General features: G+C 64.1%; 13 protein-coding genes and 1 tRNA gene. 11 read left to right on the plus strand and 3 right to left on the minus strand.

Features of this window, described 5'->3' with window-relative positions:
- Window positions 1-181: 181 nt before the first annotated feature.
- Window positions 182-266 (minus strand) — tRNA-Leu (locus KDK82_RS04230).
- A gap of 34 nt (window positions 267-300) precedes the next feature.
- Here KDK82_RS04230 and rnr point away from each other — a divergent pair.
- Window positions 301-2,883, plus strand: coding sequence for a ribonuclease R (gene rnr, locus KDK82_RS04235; protein WP_088164099.1), 2,583 nt, complete (start codon window positions 301-303; stop codon window positions 2,881-2,883).
- Window positions 2,884-2,888: 5 nt separating this feature from the next.
- Here the strand turns inward: rnr and KDK82_RS04240 are convergent, their stop codons facing one another.
- Both KDK82_RS04240 and KDK82_RS04245 read right to left on the minus strand, forming a co-directional pair.
- On the minus strand, window positions 2,889-4,466 hold the full coding sequence (locus KDK82_RS04240; protein ID WP_088164100.1) for an NAD(P)H-hydrate dehydratase: 1,578 nt from the start codon (window positions 4,464-4,466) through the stop codon (window positions 2,889-2,891).
- 45 nt (window positions 4,467-4,511) lie between these two features.
- Entirely contained in the window at window positions 4,512-5,783 is a 1,272-nt protein-coding gene (locus KDK82_RS04245; RefSeq protein ID WP_088164101.1) for an FAD-dependent oxidoreductase, read from the minus strand.
- A gap of 370 nt (window positions 5,784-6,153) precedes the next feature.
- On the opposite strand from KDK82_RS04245, the gene rpsB reads away from it, so the two are divergent.
- The 10 genes from rpsB to KDK82_RS04295 all read left to right on the plus strand — a co-directional run bounded on the left by rpsB (window position 6,154) and on the right by KDK82_RS04295 (window position 16,437).
- Window positions 6,154-6,906, plus strand: coding sequence for a 30S ribosomal protein S2 (gene rpsB, locus KDK82_RS04250; protein ID WP_012206747.1), 753 nt, complete (start codon window positions 6,154-6,156; stop codon window positions 6,904-6,906).
- A gap of 113 nt (window positions 6,907-7,019) precedes the next feature.
- Entirely contained in the window at window positions 7,020-7,916 is an 897-nt protein-coding gene (gene tsf, locus KDK82_RS04255) for a translation elongation factor Ts (RefSeq protein WP_013801447.1), read from the plus strand.
- A gap of 64 nt (window positions 7,917-7,980) precedes the next feature.
- The gene (pyrH, locus tag KDK82_RS04260) at window positions 7,981-8,703 is read left to right on the plus strand and encodes a UMP kinase (protein ID WP_012206745.1); all 723 of its coding nucleotides are present in this window, start codon (window positions 7,981-7,983) and stop codon (window positions 8,701-8,703) included.
- A gap of 43 nt (window positions 8,704-8,746) precedes the next feature.
- Entirely contained in the window at window positions 8,747-9,307 is a 561-nt protein-coding gene (frr, locus tag KDK82_RS04265) for a ribosome recycling factor (protein WP_088164102.1), read from the plus strand.
- Between the two features lie 35 nt (window positions 9,308-9,342).
- Complete coding sequence (uppS, locus tag KDK82_RS04270) at window positions 9,343-10,089, plus strand: polyprenyl diphosphate synthase (RefSeq protein ID WP_034396177.1); 747 nt, start codon at window positions 9,343-9,345, stop codon at window positions 10,087-10,089.
- Between the two features lie 13 nt (window positions 10,090-10,102).
- On the plus strand, window positions 10,103-10,957 hold the full coding sequence (locus KDK82_RS04275) for a phosphatidate cytidylyltransferase (RefSeq protein ID WP_034396174.1): 855 nt from the start codon (window positions 10,103-10,105) through the stop codon (window positions 10,955-10,957).
- The gene (ispC, locus tag KDK82_RS04280) at window positions 10,954-12,132 is read left to right on the plus strand and encodes a 1-deoxy-D-xylulose-5-phosphate reductoisomerase (RefSeq protein ID WP_088164103.1); all 1,179 of its coding nucleotides are present in this window, start codon (window positions 10,954-10,956) and stop codon (window positions 12,130-12,132) included. Before KDK82_RS04275 ends, ispC begins: the two co-directional genes overlap by 4 nt.
- Window positions 12,133-12,214: 82 nt before the next feature.
- Complete coding sequence (rseP, locus tag KDK82_RS04285; protein ID WP_034396168.1) at window positions 12,215-13,585, plus strand: RIP metalloprotease RseP; 1,371 nt, start codon at window positions 12,215-12,217, stop codon at window positions 13,583-13,585.
- Window positions 13,586-13,630: 45 nt separating this feature from the next.
- Window positions 13,631-15,928, plus strand: a complete 2,298-nt coding sequence (gene bamA, locus KDK82_RS04290; RefSeq protein ID WP_013801452.1) for an outer membrane protein assembly factor BamA — start codon at window positions 13,631-13,633, stop codon at window positions 15,926-15,928.
- Window positions 15,928-16,437, plus strand: a complete 510-nt coding sequence (locus KDK82_RS04295) for an OmpH family outer membrane protein (RefSeq protein WP_013801453.1) — start codon at window positions 15,928-15,930, stop codon at window positions 16,435-16,437. The genes bamA and KDK82_RS04295 overlap by 1 nt, the downstream gene beginning before the upstream one ends.
- The last annotated feature ends 23 nt before the right edge of the window (window positions 16,438-16,460 follow it).

Here is a 16,460-nt window from a genome sequence, read left to right on the forward strand (position 1 = left end):
CTACCAATTCCGCCACCTGGGCTTGCTGAAGCTGAAATTCTACTGCATTTTTTGCAGAAGCATCCCGATCTTCGATTTTTTTCTTGAGACTGTCATCTGCCAAGTCATGAAGCCAGGGAACTGCCTTCTGCTGAAGATAGTTCCTTAGTTCACCGCAACCTCTGCAGGTTGTCGTTAAACTTGGTGCCCAGGAGAGGACTCGAACCTCCACGGAGTTACCCGCTAGTACCTGAAACTAGTGCGTCTACCAATTCCGCCACCTGGGCATCTCAGGAAAGATTTAGATTGTATACCAAGAAAATGAACCCTCACGCCAAAAGCGCCGATGTGAACGACGAAATCGAGGGCAGTGTGCAGGGGCACCGCGACGGACATGGCTTCGTCATCCGCGATGACGGCGAAGGCGACATCTTCCTTCCCCCCAATGAAATGCGTGCCGTGCTGCACAAGGACCGCGTGAAGGTCCGCATCGTGCGCCAGGACCGCCGCGGCCGGCCTGAAGGCCGTGTGGTCGAGATCATCGAGCGCCCTGCGCACAACATCATTGGCCGCTTCTTGCAGGAAAGCGGTGTGTGGCTGGTGGCGCCCGAGGACAAGCGCTACGGCCAGGACATCCTGATCCCCGCCAATGCCACAGGATCGGCCAAGATCGGCCAAGTGGTGGTGGTGGAGCTGACCGAGGCGCCTGCGCTGTTCGGCCAGCCCGTGGGACGCATCATCGAAGTGCTCGGTGAAGTCGATGATCCCGGCATGGAGATCGAGATCGCGGTGCGCAAGTACGGCGTCCCGCATGTGTTTTCCGATGCCTGCCTGGCGCAGGCCAAGGCGCTGCCGGACAGGGTGCGGCCTGCCGACTGCAAGAAGCGCATCGACCTGACCGATGTGCCCCTGGTGACCATCGATGGCGAGGACGCGCGCGATTTCGACGATGCCGTCTACTGCGAGCCCACCAAGGTCGGGCGCAGCAAGGGCTGGCGCCTGCTGGTGGCGATTGCCGATGTGAGCCACTACGTGACCACGGGCAGCGCCATCGACATCGATGCCTATGACCGCGCCACCAGCGTCTATTTCCCGCGCCGCGTGATCCCCATGCTGCCCGAGAAGCTGAGCAATGGCCTGTGCTCGCTCAACCCCGATGTGGACCGCCTGTGCATGGTCTGCGACATGCTGATCACTGCCAAGGGCGAGATCCATGCCTATCAGTTCTATCCGGCGGTGATGCACAGCCATGCGCGCTTCACCTATACCGAGGTGGCGGCCATCCTGGCCAATACGCGCGGCCCGGAGGCTGCGCGGCGCTCGGAGCGCGTGGGTGACTTGCTCAATCTTCATGGTGTCTACCAAGCGCTGCTCAAGTCGCGCGAAGCGCGCGGCGCCGTGGACTTCGAGACCACGGAGACGCAGATCGTCTGTGACGAGAACGGCCGCATCGAGAAGATCGTGCCGCGCACGCGCAACGAGGCGCACAAGCTGATCGAGGAGGCCATGCTGGCCGCCAATGTCTGCAGTGCGGACTTCATCGAGCAAAGCGGTCGCGTCGGCCTGTTCCGCGTGCACGACAAGCCCTCGCTGGAAAAGCAGGACATTCTGCGCAACTATCTGAAGGCCATGGGGGTTGGTGTGGCGCTGAGCGAGAACCCGGCCACGTCCGAGTTCCAGGCCATTGCCAACGCCACCAAGGACCGTCCCGACGCCCAGCAGATCCACACCATGCTGCTGCGCTCGATGATGCAGGCCTTCTACACGCCCGAGAATTCGGGCCACTTCGGCCTGGCATTCGATGCCTATACGCACTTCACCAGCCCGATCCGCCGCTATCCCGATTTGCTGGTGCACCGCGTGATCAAGGCCGAGCTCGAAGGCACGCACTATCGCCTGCCCGAGCTGCCCACCCCCGGAGAAGCCGAGGCCAAGCTGGCCAAGCGTCTGGCATCACGCGTCAGCCCACCCGGCCAGAAGCCGCGCAAGCGCGCGCCCGCTGCCGAGGTCCAGGCCTGGGAAGCCGCCGGCCTGCACTGCAGTGCCAACGAGCGCCGGGCCGACGAGGCCAGCCGCGATGTCGAAGCCTGGCTCAAGTGCAAGTACATGCGCGAACATCTGGGCGAGGAGTTCGGCGGCATGGTCTCTGCAGTGACCACCTTCGGCATCTTCGTCACGCTCGACGCCATGTATGTGGAGGGGCTGGTCCACATCACCGAGCTGGGCGGCGACTATTTCCGCTTTGACGAGGCGCGCCAGGAACTGCGCGGCGAGCGCTCGGGCATTCGCTATGGCATCGGCACGCGGCTGCGCGTGCAGGTCAGCCGCGTGGACCTGGATGGCCGGCGCATCGATTTCCGCCTGGTGCGCGATGGCGAAGAGCAGCCGGCCTCGGGCCGGCCCGGCAGGACGCCGGCGCGCACGGAAACCCATCAGGGCGAAAAATGGGGCCGGCGCGATGCCAAGGAAAAACGGGCGCAGCGCAACTCGGGAGGCTCCGGCGGTGCAAGGCCTGAGTCTGATGCAGCGGCGTCGGCCGGCAAGCAGGGACGCAAGGCGTCTAAAAAGGCCATGGTCAAGGGTGTGAACCTGGCCGCGCTGGAAGCTGAATATGCGAATGCCCAGCCGCGCCCGGCTACCTCGGCGCGGCAGAGCGATATGGGCGAGGCGGTTGCGGAGCCATCATCCGCTGGCTCCGCTGCGCGACCCCGCAGAGGCCGGGCGTCCGAGGCGCGCAAGTCCGAGGCACGCAAGCCTGCGGCCACGGATGCTGCTGCCCACGGCCTGCCGCAGCTGCCTCCACCGTCGCCGGTGCAGGCACTGCGCGCCTTGGGCAAGAAGGCCTTGGGCGCCGTCAAGTCCAAGGTGACAGGCAACACATCCAAGCCCCGGCGCAAGTCCTGAGGGTTTTATGCTCCGAGCTGCTGGGCCAGTGCGCTGGCGCTGAACGGGATGTGCGCAGGCCAATGGTCTGCTGCAAATCCATGGCGCCAGGCCGCCAGGGCTGCTGCCTGCGTGGGCTCCAGGCCCTGGGCCCACAGCGCGGCAATCAGCCCGGCGAGCACATCGCCGGTTCCTCCGGTCGACAGGCGGGCGTTTCCCGTGGGATTGATCCAGCAAGGCAGTGCATCACTCTCTTCCTGGGGTCCGGCGATCACGGTGCCGGAGCCTTTGAGCAGCGCGGTGCAGTCGAAGCGTTGCGCCAGCTGCCTGGCGGCGTGCAGCCGCTGTGCCTGGACCTGTGCGGTGTTCGTCTTCAGCAGGCGGGCGGCCTCCAGCGGGTGGGGCGTCAGCACCGTGTGCAGGTCGCGCTGGCGGCGCTCTTTCAAGAGCGAGGCCAGCGATTCATCTTCGGCAACGGCATTCAGTGCGTCTGCGTCCAGCACCAGCCTGGGGGCTTGTTCCAATATCTGGGGCAGCCATGCGCGCACCGCCACGCCGCCCCCGCATCCGCACGCCACGGTGGTGCTGCACCAGTCCTGCGCTTCAGGGCTGCGCAGCATGATTTCGGGCCAGGGCGCGGTGGCCTGGCCTGACCCGGCCGAGGCATCGAGCAGGGCGAGCATCACGCGCCCCGCGCCACCATGCAGCGCGGCCAGGGCAGCCAGCCAGGCGGCGCCGGTCATGGAAAGGCCGCGCTGTCCCAGCCCCTCTCCGCCAAGGATGGCCACGTCGCCAAAGCTTCCCTTGTGGCTGGCATGCGGGCGCGGGGCGCTGGTGCCTGGTGAAAACAGTTGTGCGCAGGGTAGGGGAGTGAGGATTGGCCCGCCTTTCGCCAGTCCCGTGTCCAGGTCATCCCACCATATCTGGCCGCAGGCATCGCGGCCACTTCCTGTGAACAGTCCGGGCTGCAGCGTCAGCAGCGCCAGCGTATGCCGTGCGCTGGCTGGGGCGTTCGGGGGTGCGAATCCAGGCAGGTACTGCCCGGTGTCGGCATCCAGTCCGGAGGCTATGTCCGCGCAAAGGACCGGGCTGGTGCTGGATTGCAGGCTGCGCAGCAGAGTGAGCAGGCGCTCATTCGTGCTGGTGTGTGGGCTTGCGGCGTCTGGCTGGCGCAGGCCGATGCCCAGCAATGCGTCAATGCACAAGTCCTGTGGTCCCATGTCGGCGGGCATGTGCTCGGTCCATTGCACGCCGGCTTCGTGGGCGTCGTCCCAGGCGGCGCGTGCATCGGTGGGCATGTGGGCGCGTTCGCGCACGCAGCTGACCAGAATGCGGCAACTGCGGGCTGTTTCTGGCGCCGCATTCAGGCTTTGTTGCAGCCAGGCGGCTGCCTGCAAACCATCGCCGCCGTTGTTGCCGGGGCCACAGGCTATCCAGATGCAGCGTGCATGGGGAGCGATGGCGCGTGCCAGGCGTGCCAGGCCCGCACCAGCGCGTTGCATGAGGCTGTGCGCGGGCAGTCTGGCTGCCGCCTGCTGTTCCAGGGTGCGAGTGGCCGCCGTATCAAACAGCGGCAAGGCGGTGGATGTGGGAATGCGCAGCATGGACCGAGCATAGCGGTCCGCCGCCGGGTGGCGGAAGGGTGGCGATCAGCCGAAGCGGCGCGGGTCGAGCAGTGCGCTGTCCAGGAAGCTGGCGCGGTTGTCCATCAGGTCGCTCAGCATGCTTGCGCACCCCTGCGCGATGGCGGCGCCGCAGCTGCCGTGTCCCAGGTTGAGCCAGATGCCGGGCAGTCCGCTGGCGCCCACCAGCGGCAGCCCATCGGCCGTGCACATGCGCGTGCCATGCCAGATCTGTACGCCCGAGGCCAGCACCGCGCTGCCGGGAAAAACCATGTTGAGGCGGTGATACATGCGCTGCAGCGTGGCCTCATGCATGGGGCTGCGGCGGCCCAGCTCCGCGCCGGCCACGATGCGCATGCGCTGGCCCAGGCGGACCAGGGTCATCTGCTCACTCCAGTCCACGATGGCGTGGCGGGGTGCATAACCTTGTTCGCGCAAAGGGGCGCTGACGCCATAGCCGTGCAGGGCGATCATGGGTGGGCGCAGGCCCAGCGGCGTGAGCAGGTTCGCGGCCTCGGCGCCGGCGCAGACGACGATGGCGTCGTGCGAACGGGGGGTGTCTTCGCCCAGCAACTGCAGGCGTGCGGTGCGCCCGGCGCCGCCGGGCTGCAATTTCTGCACCAGGCGCTGCGTCTCGAATCGTGCTCCTGCCGACTGCGCTGCCTGGCGTTGCATCAGCGTGGCAAGGCGGCCATTGGCTGCGCCTGCCTGTGGAAAATACAGTGCGCCTGCGAGCGTGGTTTCCTCGCCCAGGGCGGGTTCGCGCAGCCGGGTCTGGGTGGCATCCAGTGCCTCGCAGCGTGTGCCGGCCTCGGCCAGTGCGTCCAGCGCAGGCTTGAGTTGTTCGTGCTCGGCCTCGCTGCCCAGCAGCACCAGGCTTCCGGCGACATATTCCGGGTCAAACTCCCATTGCCTCCACAGCGATTGCTGGAACTGCTGGCTGCGCTGCGTGAGCGCCTCCAGCGCCGCCATGGCGGCTGTGGGCACGTTGCCTTTGCGCAGTTGCCGTCCGGCCTGGCGCCATTGCCATAGCCAGCGCAGCTGGGCTGCGAGGTTTCCGGAGCCCAGGCGCGGCAGGGCCTGCCGGCCGGGGAGGGTGGGGGAGCGTTCGGCGGTCGAAAGGCCGGGTACGCTCCAGGGCTGGAGCAGGCTGGGGCCCAGCCAGCCGGCATGTCCGAAGCTGGCTTCTTCGGCGGCGGTGCCGTGACGCTCGTAGACGGTGACCTCGTGGTCGGCCTGTGCCAGTGCGTGGGCTGTCGCAACGCCAATGCTGCCGGCGCCCACAATCGCGATGTTCATTTTTGGGTGGAATCTGCTTAAGTGCCCGGATTATCAAGCGGATGCAGCTATCACTACAGGAGTGTGTGCATCTTGTGCAACTGCCGCGGCCGTGAGGGGTGGTGAGCGCGCTTTGAGAGCGAAGCCTCGGTTGAAGGGTGGCGTGTGCTAGAATCTTGCGGCTTTGCTAGGGGTTCCCCCTGATTTTCTCCGCGATTGCCGGGGGTCAGGCGAAAGCTTTTGGGTGCGGGGTGTTCGTCAAGAACGCCTGCCCATGCTTGGGGATTCTGCGCAAAGTCAATCGCAAACCAGTCCCTTCAAGGTGTTGCGCCCTGTGTTTCAGGGGGCAATTGTCGGGCTGGATTTTAGACCTAACCTTTGAGGTATTCATATGTCCGTCACTATGCGCGAGATGCTGGAAGCAGGCGTCCACTTCGGTCACCAGACCCGTTTCTGGAACCCCAAGATGGCCCCCTTCATCTTCGGTCACCGCAACAAGATCCACATCATCAACCTGGAAAAGTCGCTGCCGATGTTCCAGGACGCCCAGAAGTTCGTCAAGCAACTGGCGTCCAACGGCGGCACGATCCTGATGGTCGGCACCAAGCGCCAAGCCCGCGAGATGGTGGCTGCTGAAGCCCAGCGCGCTGGCGTGCCCTTCGTTGACCAGCGTTGGCTGGGCGGCATGCTGACCAACTTCAAGACCGTCAAGACGTCCATCAAGCGTCTGAAGGAAATGAAGGCTCAGCAAGAAGCCGGCCTGGAAGCCATGAGCAAGAAGGAACAGCTGATGTTCGTTCGCGAACTGGAAAAGCTGGAAAAGGACATTGGCGGCATCCAGGACATGAACAGCCTGCCCGACGCCATCTTCGTGATCGACGTGGGCTTCCACAAGATCGCCGTGGCCGAAGCCAAGAAGCTGGGCATTCCCCTGGTTGGCGTGGTTGACTCCAACCACAACCCCGAAGGCATCGACTATGTCATCCCCGGTAACGACGACTCTGCCAAGGCTGTGCAACTGTACGCCCAAGGCATCGCCGACGCGATCCTGGAAGGCCGCGCTGCTGCACTGACCGACGTGGTCAAGGCTGCATCCGGCGAGAGCGGTGACGAGTTCGTGGAAGTGGAAGAATCCGCTGCCTGATTGAGCTTGTCCGGCTGAGCGACCTCGTCGCTGAATAAGAAGCGGGGCTCAGGGTAGCCCCGTTTTTTTAGCCGAAATCCTGTAACGAATCGAACTGACATTGGAGAAATACGATGGCTGCAATTACCGCAAGCATGGTGGCTGAACTGCGCGCAAAGACTGACGCGCCCATGATGGAATGCAAGAAGGCCCTGACCGAAGCTGAGGGCGATCTGGTCAAGGCCGAAGAGCTGCTGCGCGTCAAGCTGGGCACCAAGGCTGGCAAGGCTGCCTCGCGCGTGACCGCTGAAGGCGTGATCACCGCCTTCATCGATGGCAACAAGGGTGCCATGATCGAAGTCAACAGCGAAACCGACTTCGTGTCCAAGAACGACAGCTTCATCGCGATGGCCAATGCCGCCGCCAAGCTGGTCGCCGAGCAAAACCCCGCTGACGTAGCCGCGCTGAGCGCCCTGGCCTATGAGCAGGACGGTTTCGGCCCCACCCTGGAAGATGTGCGCAAGGGCCTGATCGGCAAGATCGGCGAGAACATGTCCTTCCGCCGCTTCAAGCGTTTCGACGGCACCAGCCTGGCTTCGTACCTGCACGGTTCGCGCATCGGCGTGATCGTCGAGTTCGAAGGCGATGCAACCGCTGCCAAGGACGTCGCCATGCACGTGGCCGCCATGAAGCCTGTGTCCGTGACCAGCGCTGACGTGCCTGCCGAGCTGATCGAAAAGGAACGCACCGTTGCTGCCGCCAAGGCTGCCGAATCCGGCAAGCCTGCCGAGATCGTCGCCAAGATGGTCGAAGGCTCGGTTCAGAAGTACCTGAAGGAAGTCTCGCTGGCCGACCAGGTCTTCGTGAAGGCTGCCGACGGCAAGCAGACCGTGGCCCAGATGCTCAAGGCCGCCAACACCAACGTCAAGGGCTTCACCCTGTACGTGGTCGGCGAAGGCATCGAAAAGAAGGTTGACGACTTCGCTGCCGAAGTGGCTGCCCAAGTGGCCGCTGCCAAGGCCGGCGCCTGATTCGTCTGAGCGCCTGAACCGTTCCCTTCACCATCCACCACCATCCACCTTTCGGAGAAACACCATGTCCAACGCCGCACCGGCCCACAAGCGCATCCTGCTCAAGCTGTCCGGTGAGGCGCTCATGGGCGACGACTCGTTCGGCATCAACCGTGCCACCATCGAGCGCATGGTCTCCGAAATCGCCGAAGTCACCCGCGTGGGTGTCCAGGTGGCCGTGGTGATCGGTGGAGGGAATATTTTCCGTGGCGTGGCTGGTGGTTCGGTCGGAATGGACCGCGCCACTGCCGACTACATGGGCATGCTGGCCACCGTGATGAATGCCCTGGCCCTGGCCGATGCCATGGACAAGCAGGGCCTCATCGCCCGTGTCATGTCGGCCATTGCCATCGAGCAGGTCGTGGAGCCCTATGTGCGCCCCAAGGCCCTGCAGTATCTCGAAGAGGGCAAGGTGGTGGTGTTCGCCGCTGGCACCGGCAACCCGTTCTTCACGACCGACACGGCCGCGGCACTGCGCGGCGCGGAGATCGGTGCCGAAGTGGTGCTCAAGGCCACTAAGGTCGATGGTGTCTACACCGACGACCCGATGAAGAATCCCAACGCGACCCGCTATCACAAGCTGGCTTTCGACGAGGCCATTTCGCGCAACTTGGGCATCATGGACGCCACTGCCTTTGCGCTGTGCCGCGATCAGAAGCTGCCGATCCGGGTGTTCTCCATCATCAAGCCCGGCGCGCTCAAGCGCGTGGTCATGGGCGAGGATGAGGGTACGCTGGTGTACGCTTGAGCGTTTTGATCCCGCGTTTCACAGCTCTTCAAGGAACAAGAACATGACGATTGCAGACATCAAGAAGACCACCGAGTCCAAGATGGGCCAGTCCATCGAAGCGCTCAAGAACAATCTTGCGCGTGTGCGTACCGGCCGTGCCAACCCCTCGCTGCTGGACTCCATCCATGTGGATTACTACGGCTCCATGGTGCCGCTGTCCCAGGTGGCCAACGTGAACCTGCTCGATGCGCGCACCATCAGCGTGCAGCCCTGGGAAAAGAGCATGTCCGCCAAGGTGGAGAAGGCCATTCGCGAAAGCGATCTGGGCCTGAACCCTGCCTCGCTGGGCGATCTGATCCGCGTGCCCATGCCTCCCATGAGCGAGGAACGCCGCAAGGAAATGACCAAGCTGGCCCGCAACGAAGGCGAAGCTTCCAAGATCGCCGTGCGCAACCTGCGCCGCGACGCCAACGAAGCCGTCAAGAAGCTGGTCAAGGACAAGGAAGCCTCGGAAGACGATCAAAAGCGTTGCGAAGCCGATGTCCAGAAGATGACCGACAAGCACATCACCGAGATCGACGTGCTGGTGGCTGCCAAGGAACAAGACATCATGGCGGTCTGAGGCGTTCTGCCTCGCTTGCCTCAGGGCCTGTACCTTTGACAAACCAAGACTCCGGCGCGGTGCCGCGCCATATTGCCGTCATCATGGATGGCAATGGACGCTGGGCCAATCGCCGCTTTCTGCCGCGACTGGCCGGCCACAAGCAGGGCGTGGAATCGCTGCGCCGCTGTGCCCGCGCCTGCGTCCAGCGCGGCGTGCAGGTCCTGACCGTCTTCGCTTTCTCTTCCGAGAACTGGAACCGCCCCGAAGAGGAGGTTTCCGGTCTCATGGGCCTGCTGGCCAATGCCCTTGCCAAGGAAGTGCAGCAGCTGAGCCGCGATGGCGTGCGCCTGCACTTCATCGGCGACCGCAGTGGCCTGAGCGAGAAAGTGTGCGCAGGCCTGGCCCAGGCCGAGCAGGTCACGGCACACAACAACCGCCTGGTGCTCAATGTCTGCTTCAACTACGGCGGGCGCTGGGACATTGCCCAGGCCGCAGCCCGGCTGGCAGAGCAGGGCGAGCCCATCACCCCGCAGAGCCTGGACCGCGCACTCGCGCTGGCCCATGTGCCCGACCCGGACCTGCTGATCCGCACTGGCGGGGAGATGCGCATCAGCAACTTCCTGTTGTGGCAGGCCGCGTATTCAGAGCTCTTCTTCAGTGCCAGCCTGTGGCCTGATTTCGACGAGGCCTGCCTGGACGAGGCCATTGCCGCCTTCACTTCGCGCGAGCGGCGCTTCGGCCAGACCTCCGCGCAAGTACACCAATCACAATCGAAGTCGTCCCATCAACAGACGACCTGAACAAGGGGGAGCCATGCTCAAGCAGCGAGTCATCACCGCCCTGATCCTGCTGGCCATCTTGCTGCCTGCGCTGTTCTATCCGACGGGCGTTCCGTTCGCCGTGGTGGTGCTCGTGCTCATGGCGGCGGGTGCCTGGGAATGGGGCCGTCTCAACGGCTTTGGCTCCGCTGGTTCCATCGGCATAGGTGCCATCTGCACGGCGATGTGCGTGGGGACCTGGGCCGCGGGCTGGCTGGAGCGTCCTCTGACTGCGGTCTGGGTGGTTGCTGGCTCCGCCTGGGTGCTGGGCGGCGCGGCACTGCTGCGCGCAGGCGTGGCCGGCTGGCCGCGCATTGCGGGGCCTGTGCGACTGGTTGGCGGAGTGCTGGCCCTGTGGCTGGCCTGGGTGGCCGTGGTGCAGGCGCGCATGATGGGCATCAACTTCCTGTTGTCGGTGCTGGTGCTGGTCTGGGTGGCCGATGTCTTTGCATATTTCGCAGGCCGGACCCTGGGCCTGAAATTCACCAAGTCCAAGCTCGCGCCCTCAATCAGTCCCGGCAAGAGCTGGGAAGGCGTGTGGGGCGGCATGGCTGGCGTGCTGGTGCTGGCCTTGGCCTGGGTCTGGGCGGACCGCCACTACGCGGTGGCCGTGCCCAGTTTCTATTCGTTGCTGTTGGCGCGCGGGGCCTGGTTCCTGCTGCTGGCGGTTGTGTTCATGGCCGCGATGAGCGTGGTCGGCGACCTGGTCGAATCCCTGGTCAAGCGCAGCGTGGGCGTCAAGGACAGCAGTGGTCTGCTGCCCGGCCATGGCGGCGTGCTTGATCGCGTCGATGCCCTGCTGCCGACCCTGCCGCTGGCCATGATGCTTTCCTCTTTCGCGCATTCATGAAGCAGAAAATCACCGTCCTGGGCTCCACAGGCTCCATCGGTACCAATACGCTGGACGTGGTGGCGCGCCACCGCGAGCACTACGAAGTCTTTGCGCTCAGCGCGGCCACGCAAGTGGACCTGATGCTGCGCCAGTGCGCCGAATTCAAGCCCGCCTATGCCGTCATGGCCAGCGCGCCACACGCGAAGCTGCTGGCTGAACAGCTGCGCAGCAATGGGCTGGCGACCGAAGTGCTGCAGTCGCCAGACGCGCTGGAGCAGATCGCCTCGCATCCCGAGGTCGATGCCGTCATGGCTGCCATCGTCGGTGCGGCGGGCCTTGCGCCTTGTCTGGCGGCCGCGCGCGCGGGCAAGCGCCTGCTGCTGGCCAACAAGGAGGCTCTGGTCGTTGGCGGCGCACTGTTCATGGACACGGTCAAGCGCCACGGCGCGACCCTGCTGCCCATAGACAGCGAGCACTCGGCCATTTTCCAGTGCCTGCCGGAAGACCGAGCCAGCTGGCCCGATCGCGTGGACAGTCTGCTGCTCACGGCGTCGGGCGGACCCTTTCGCCTGCGCGATCCGGCCACCTTGTCCGAGATCACGCCGGAGCAGGCCTGCGCGCACCCGAACTTCTCCATGGGGCGCAAGATCTCCGTGGACTCGGCGACCATGATGAACAAGGCGCTGGAGGTCATCGAGGCACGCTGGCTGTTCGACATGGCTCCCGACAAGATCAAGGTCGTCATCCACCCGCAGCAGATCGTGCACTCCATGGTGCAGTTCAAGGATGCCTCGGTGCTGGCACAACTTGGCACGCCCGACATGCGCGTGCCCATCGCCTGCGGCCTGGCCTGGCCACGGCGCATCGCCAGCGGCGCGGCGCCCCTGGATTTCGCGAAGCTGTCGGCCCTGACCTTTGAAGAGGCGGATGCCGTGCGTTTTCCGGGCCTGCATCTTTCCTGGCAGGCGCTGCTCGCCAGCGAGGGAACTACGGCGGTTCTCAATGCTTCCAACGAAGTCGCCGTTGCCGCCTTCCTGGAGCGACGCCTGGCATTTGACCGTATCCACGCTGTGAATTTGTGCACTCTCGAAACCTTGCTGCCGCCTACACTGGGCAGCCTGGACGACCTGCTGGCCCTGGACGCCCAGGCCCGCGAAATCGCGCACACCGTGGCGCGGCAGTGGCAGCTGTAATGCCGGCTTCGCGGGCCAGACCGGGTTTCTCGGTGGGCCTGCGGCGGTGTCCAGGTGCGCATTGGATTCAAAGGAGTATCAATTGTTGCTGACCGTAGTTGCATTCGTGGTCGCGCTGGGCGTGCTGATTGCCGTCCACGAGTGGGGCCACTACCGCGTCGCTGTGGCCTGCGGCGTGAAGGTGCTTCGGTTTTCCGTCGGCTTCGGTCGCCCCATCCTGCGCTGGAAGCGCAAAGGTTCGGACACGGAATTCGTCATCGGTGCACTGCCGCTTGGCGGCTATGTGCGCATGCTCGACGAGCGTGAGGGCGAAGTCCCTGCCGACCAGCGCCATCTGGCATTCAACACCCAGCCGCTGCGTGCACGTGCGGCCATCGTGGCGGCAGGCCCGGTAGCTAATCTCGTCCTGGCCATTGCGCTGCTGGCCATCGTCAATTGGATGGGCATGCAGGAGCCCGTGGCGCGATTGGCCACGCCGCCTGCGGGCACGGTGCTGCAGATGGCGGGCGTGCAGGGCGGCGATCGCGTGCTGCGCATCGCCTTGGGCGACCAGGAGTGGGAAGAGGTCCGCTCCATCAATGATCTGCGCTGGACACTGACGCGCGCCGCGCTCGATGACGAGTCGGTGCGCATGGAAGTGCTCCAGGGCCGGCGCACCGCTCCGTCCGAACTGCGGCTGGCGCTGGCCGGGCAGGTGCAGGGCGAGCCCGATGCCGCCTTCTTCGAGCGCCTGGGCCTGCTGGGGCCCTGGACGCAGCCCGTGCTGGACAAGGTCATTGCCGGTGGTGCCGCCGAAAAGGCCGGCTTGCGCCAGGGTGATCTGGTGCTGCGCGTGGGTAGCACCCCGGTGGATGATGGCACCCAGCTGCGCAATCTCATCCGCAAGATGGGTGCATCGGGTCAGGTCCAGCAGCAGGTCTGGCTGGTGGAGCGCGATGGCAGGCAACTGCAGATCCCCGTGCTGCCCGATCTGGGTCGCTCGGAAGATGGCAAGGAGAGCATTGCCCGCATCAGTGCCTACATCGGCAGCGCTCCCGAGATGGCTCTGGTGCAGCGCGGTCCGCTGGAAGGCCTGTGGGCTGGCGTGCAGCGCACCTGGGAGCTGTCGTCGCTGACGCTGCGCATGATGGGCCGCATGGTGATAGGCGAGGCATCGCTCAAGAACATCAGCGGTCCCTTGACCATTGCCGACTATGCGGGGCGTTCGGCCAGCATGGGTCTGGTCCAATATCTCTCGTTCCTGGCGCTGATAAGCATCAGCCTGGGGGTTCTCAACTTGCTCCCCCTGCCGGTGCTCGATGGCGGGCACCTGATGTATTATCTTTGGGAGGGCGTGACTGGCCGAAGCGTGTCGGAAGTCTGGGCCGGGCGCTTGCAGCGTGCAGGCGTGGCGGTTTTGATGATGATGATGTCCGTCGCCTTTTTCAACGATATCAACCGGCTTTGGGGCTAACTTTTCAGCCGTTTTCGGCAAGCCGCAGCGGCGGCAAATCCATTCATGACTAAACGTATCAATCGCCTGGGCGTGCGCGCTGCATCGACCCTGGCTGCCATGGTTTTGGCTGCCAATGCAGCCTGGGCGCTGGAGCCCTTCCGGGTACAGGACATCCGCATCGAAGGCCTGCAGCGCGTGGAGCCGGGCACGGTCTTCGCATCCATCCCGCTGCGCGTGGGCGACCAGTATGACGATGACAAGGGCGCAGCTGCGATTCGCTCGCTGTTCGCGCTGGGATTATTCAAGGACATCCGCCTCGAAGCCAATGGCAACGTGCTCGTTGTCGTCGTCGAAGAACGCCCGACCATCGCCGAGGTGAACTTCGCCGGCACCAAGGAGTTCGACAAGGAAACCCTGCAAAAGGCCATGCGCGATGTGGGCCTGGCAGAAGGTCGTCCCTTCGACAAGGCCCTGGCCGACCGTGCCGAGCAGGAGCTCAAGCGCCAGTACATCAACCGTAGCCTTTATGGCGCGGAAGTCGTCACCACGGTCACGCCCATCGAGCGCAACCGCGTCAACCTGACCTTCACGGTGACCGAGGGCGATCCGGCCCGCATCAACGAGATCCACATCGTCGGCAACAAGGCCTTCAGCGAATCCACGCTCAAGGATCTGTTCGATCAGGACACCGGCAACTGGATGAGCTGGTACACCAAGTCGGACCGCTATGCGCGCAACAAGCTCAACGCCGACCTGGAAACGCTGCGCTCGTACTACCTGCAGCGTGGCTACCTGGAGTTCCGCGTGGACTCCACCCAGGTGGCCATCTCGCCCGACAAGCAGACCATCTCGCTGACCCTGAACATCCATGAAGGCGAGCGTTTCGTGGTCTCCGGCGTCAAGCTGGAAGGCAACTACCTCGACCGCGACGACGAATTCAAGTCCCTGGTCAAGATCAAGCCCGGCGAGCCCTACAACGCCGACCAGGTCACGGCGACGACCAAGGCCTTCACCGAGCACTTCGGCAACTTCGGCTTTGCCTTTGCACGCGTCGAGGCCGTGCCGGACATCGACCGTGCGACCAACCGGGTGGCCCTGGTGCTGCACGCCGAGCCTTCTCGCCGCGCCTATGTGCGACGCATCAATCTCAGTGGCAACAACCGTACGCGCGACGAAGTGATCCGCCGCGAATTTCGCCAGTACGAGGCCTCCTGGTACGACGGCGACAAGATCCGCCTGTCGCGCGACCGTGTGGACCGTCTGGGCTTCTTCACCGAGGTCAACGTCGAAACTCAGGAAGTGGCGGGCTCGCCCGACCAGGTGGATCTGGTCATCTCGGTGGCTGAAAAGCCCACGGGTTCGCTGCAACTGGGTGCGGGCTTCTCCAGTGCCGAAAAGGTTTCGCTCTCGTTCGGCATCAAGCAGGAAAACGTGTTCGGCTCGGGCAACTACCTGGGCGTGGACGTGAATACCAGCAAGTACCGCCGCACCATGGTGTTGTCCACCACGGACCCGTACTTCACGGACACCGGCATTTCGCGCACCTACGATCTGTACTACCGCACCGACCGTCCCTACTACGACGATGCGGCCTACAAGATCGTCACCTCGGGCGGCAGCGTTCGCTTTGGCGTGCCGTTCAGCGAGATTGACACCGTTTATTTCGGCGGTGGCGTGGAGCGCTCGGAAATCAAGCCCGGCACCTACCTGCCCCAGGCGTACAAGGACTATGCCGACAAGTACGGCTACTCCAACACGGGCATACCGCTGACCCTGGGCTGGTCACGCGACAGCCGTGACAGCGCGCTGGCGCCCAACTCGGGTCTCTACCAGCGCCTGAACACCGAGTGGTCGGTGGGTGGCGAGGCCCGCTATGTGCGCGCCAACTACCAGATCCAGCAGTACATCCCGCTGAGCAAGAAGTACACGCTGGCACTGAACGGTGAACTGGGCTACGGCAAGGGCCTCAATGGCCGTCCGTTCCCGCTGTTCAAGAACTTCTTCTCGGGTGGCCTGGGTTCGGTGCGTGGCTTCGAGCAGGGCTCGCTGGGTCCGCGCGACACCAAGGAAAACCTGGCGCTTGGCGGCTCCAAGAAGGTGACCTTGAACGCAGAGTTCATGATTCCCTTCCCCGGTGCCGGCAATGACAGGACTTTGCGTCTTTTTACATTCCTCGATGTGGGCAATGTCTACGGGGCCAACGAGAACTTCGATCTCGGGGAGCTGCGGGCTTCCACGGGCCTGGGCATCAGCTGGATTTCCCCGCTGGGCCCCCTGCGTCTCGCCTTTGCTCAACCCATCCGCAAGCAGACCGGGGATAAAATCCAGCGACTGCAATTCCAAATCGGAACCTCTTTCTAATGAAATCTCTATCTAGCCATTTTTCCCTGGCTGTGCTGCTTGGCGCCATGGCTGTTTCTGCGCACGCTCAAGAGTTCAAGGCCGGCTTTGTGAACACGGACCGCATCTTCCGTGAAGCGTCGACGGCCAAGGCTGCGCAGTCCAAGCTGGAGCAGGAATTCTCCAAGCGTGAGAAGGAACTGGTCGACCAGGGCAATACGCTCAAGAGCGCTTCGGAGAAGTTCGAGCGTGAAGCGCCCACCATGGCCGAAAGCCAGCGCGTCTCCCGTCAGCGTCAGCTGGTGGACCAGGACCGCGAGTTCCAGCGCAAGCGCCGTGAGTTCCAGGAAGACCTGAACTCCCGCAAGAACGAGGAACTGGCCCAGGTGCTGGAGCGCGCCAACAAGGTGGTCAAGCAAGTGGCCGAATCCGAGAAGTACGACGTCATCCTCCAGGAAGCCGTCTACATCAACCCCAAGTACGACATCACTGACAAAGTGATCAAGGCGCTGAACGGCGGCGGCAAGTAAGCCAGCGTCCAGGGCTGCATGCC

This window comes from Delftia sp. K82 (assembly GCF_002193035.1).
Taxonomy (GTDB): Bacteria; Pseudomonadota; Gammaproteobacteria; order Burkholderiales; family Burkholderiaceae_C; genus Comamonas; species Comamonas acidovorans.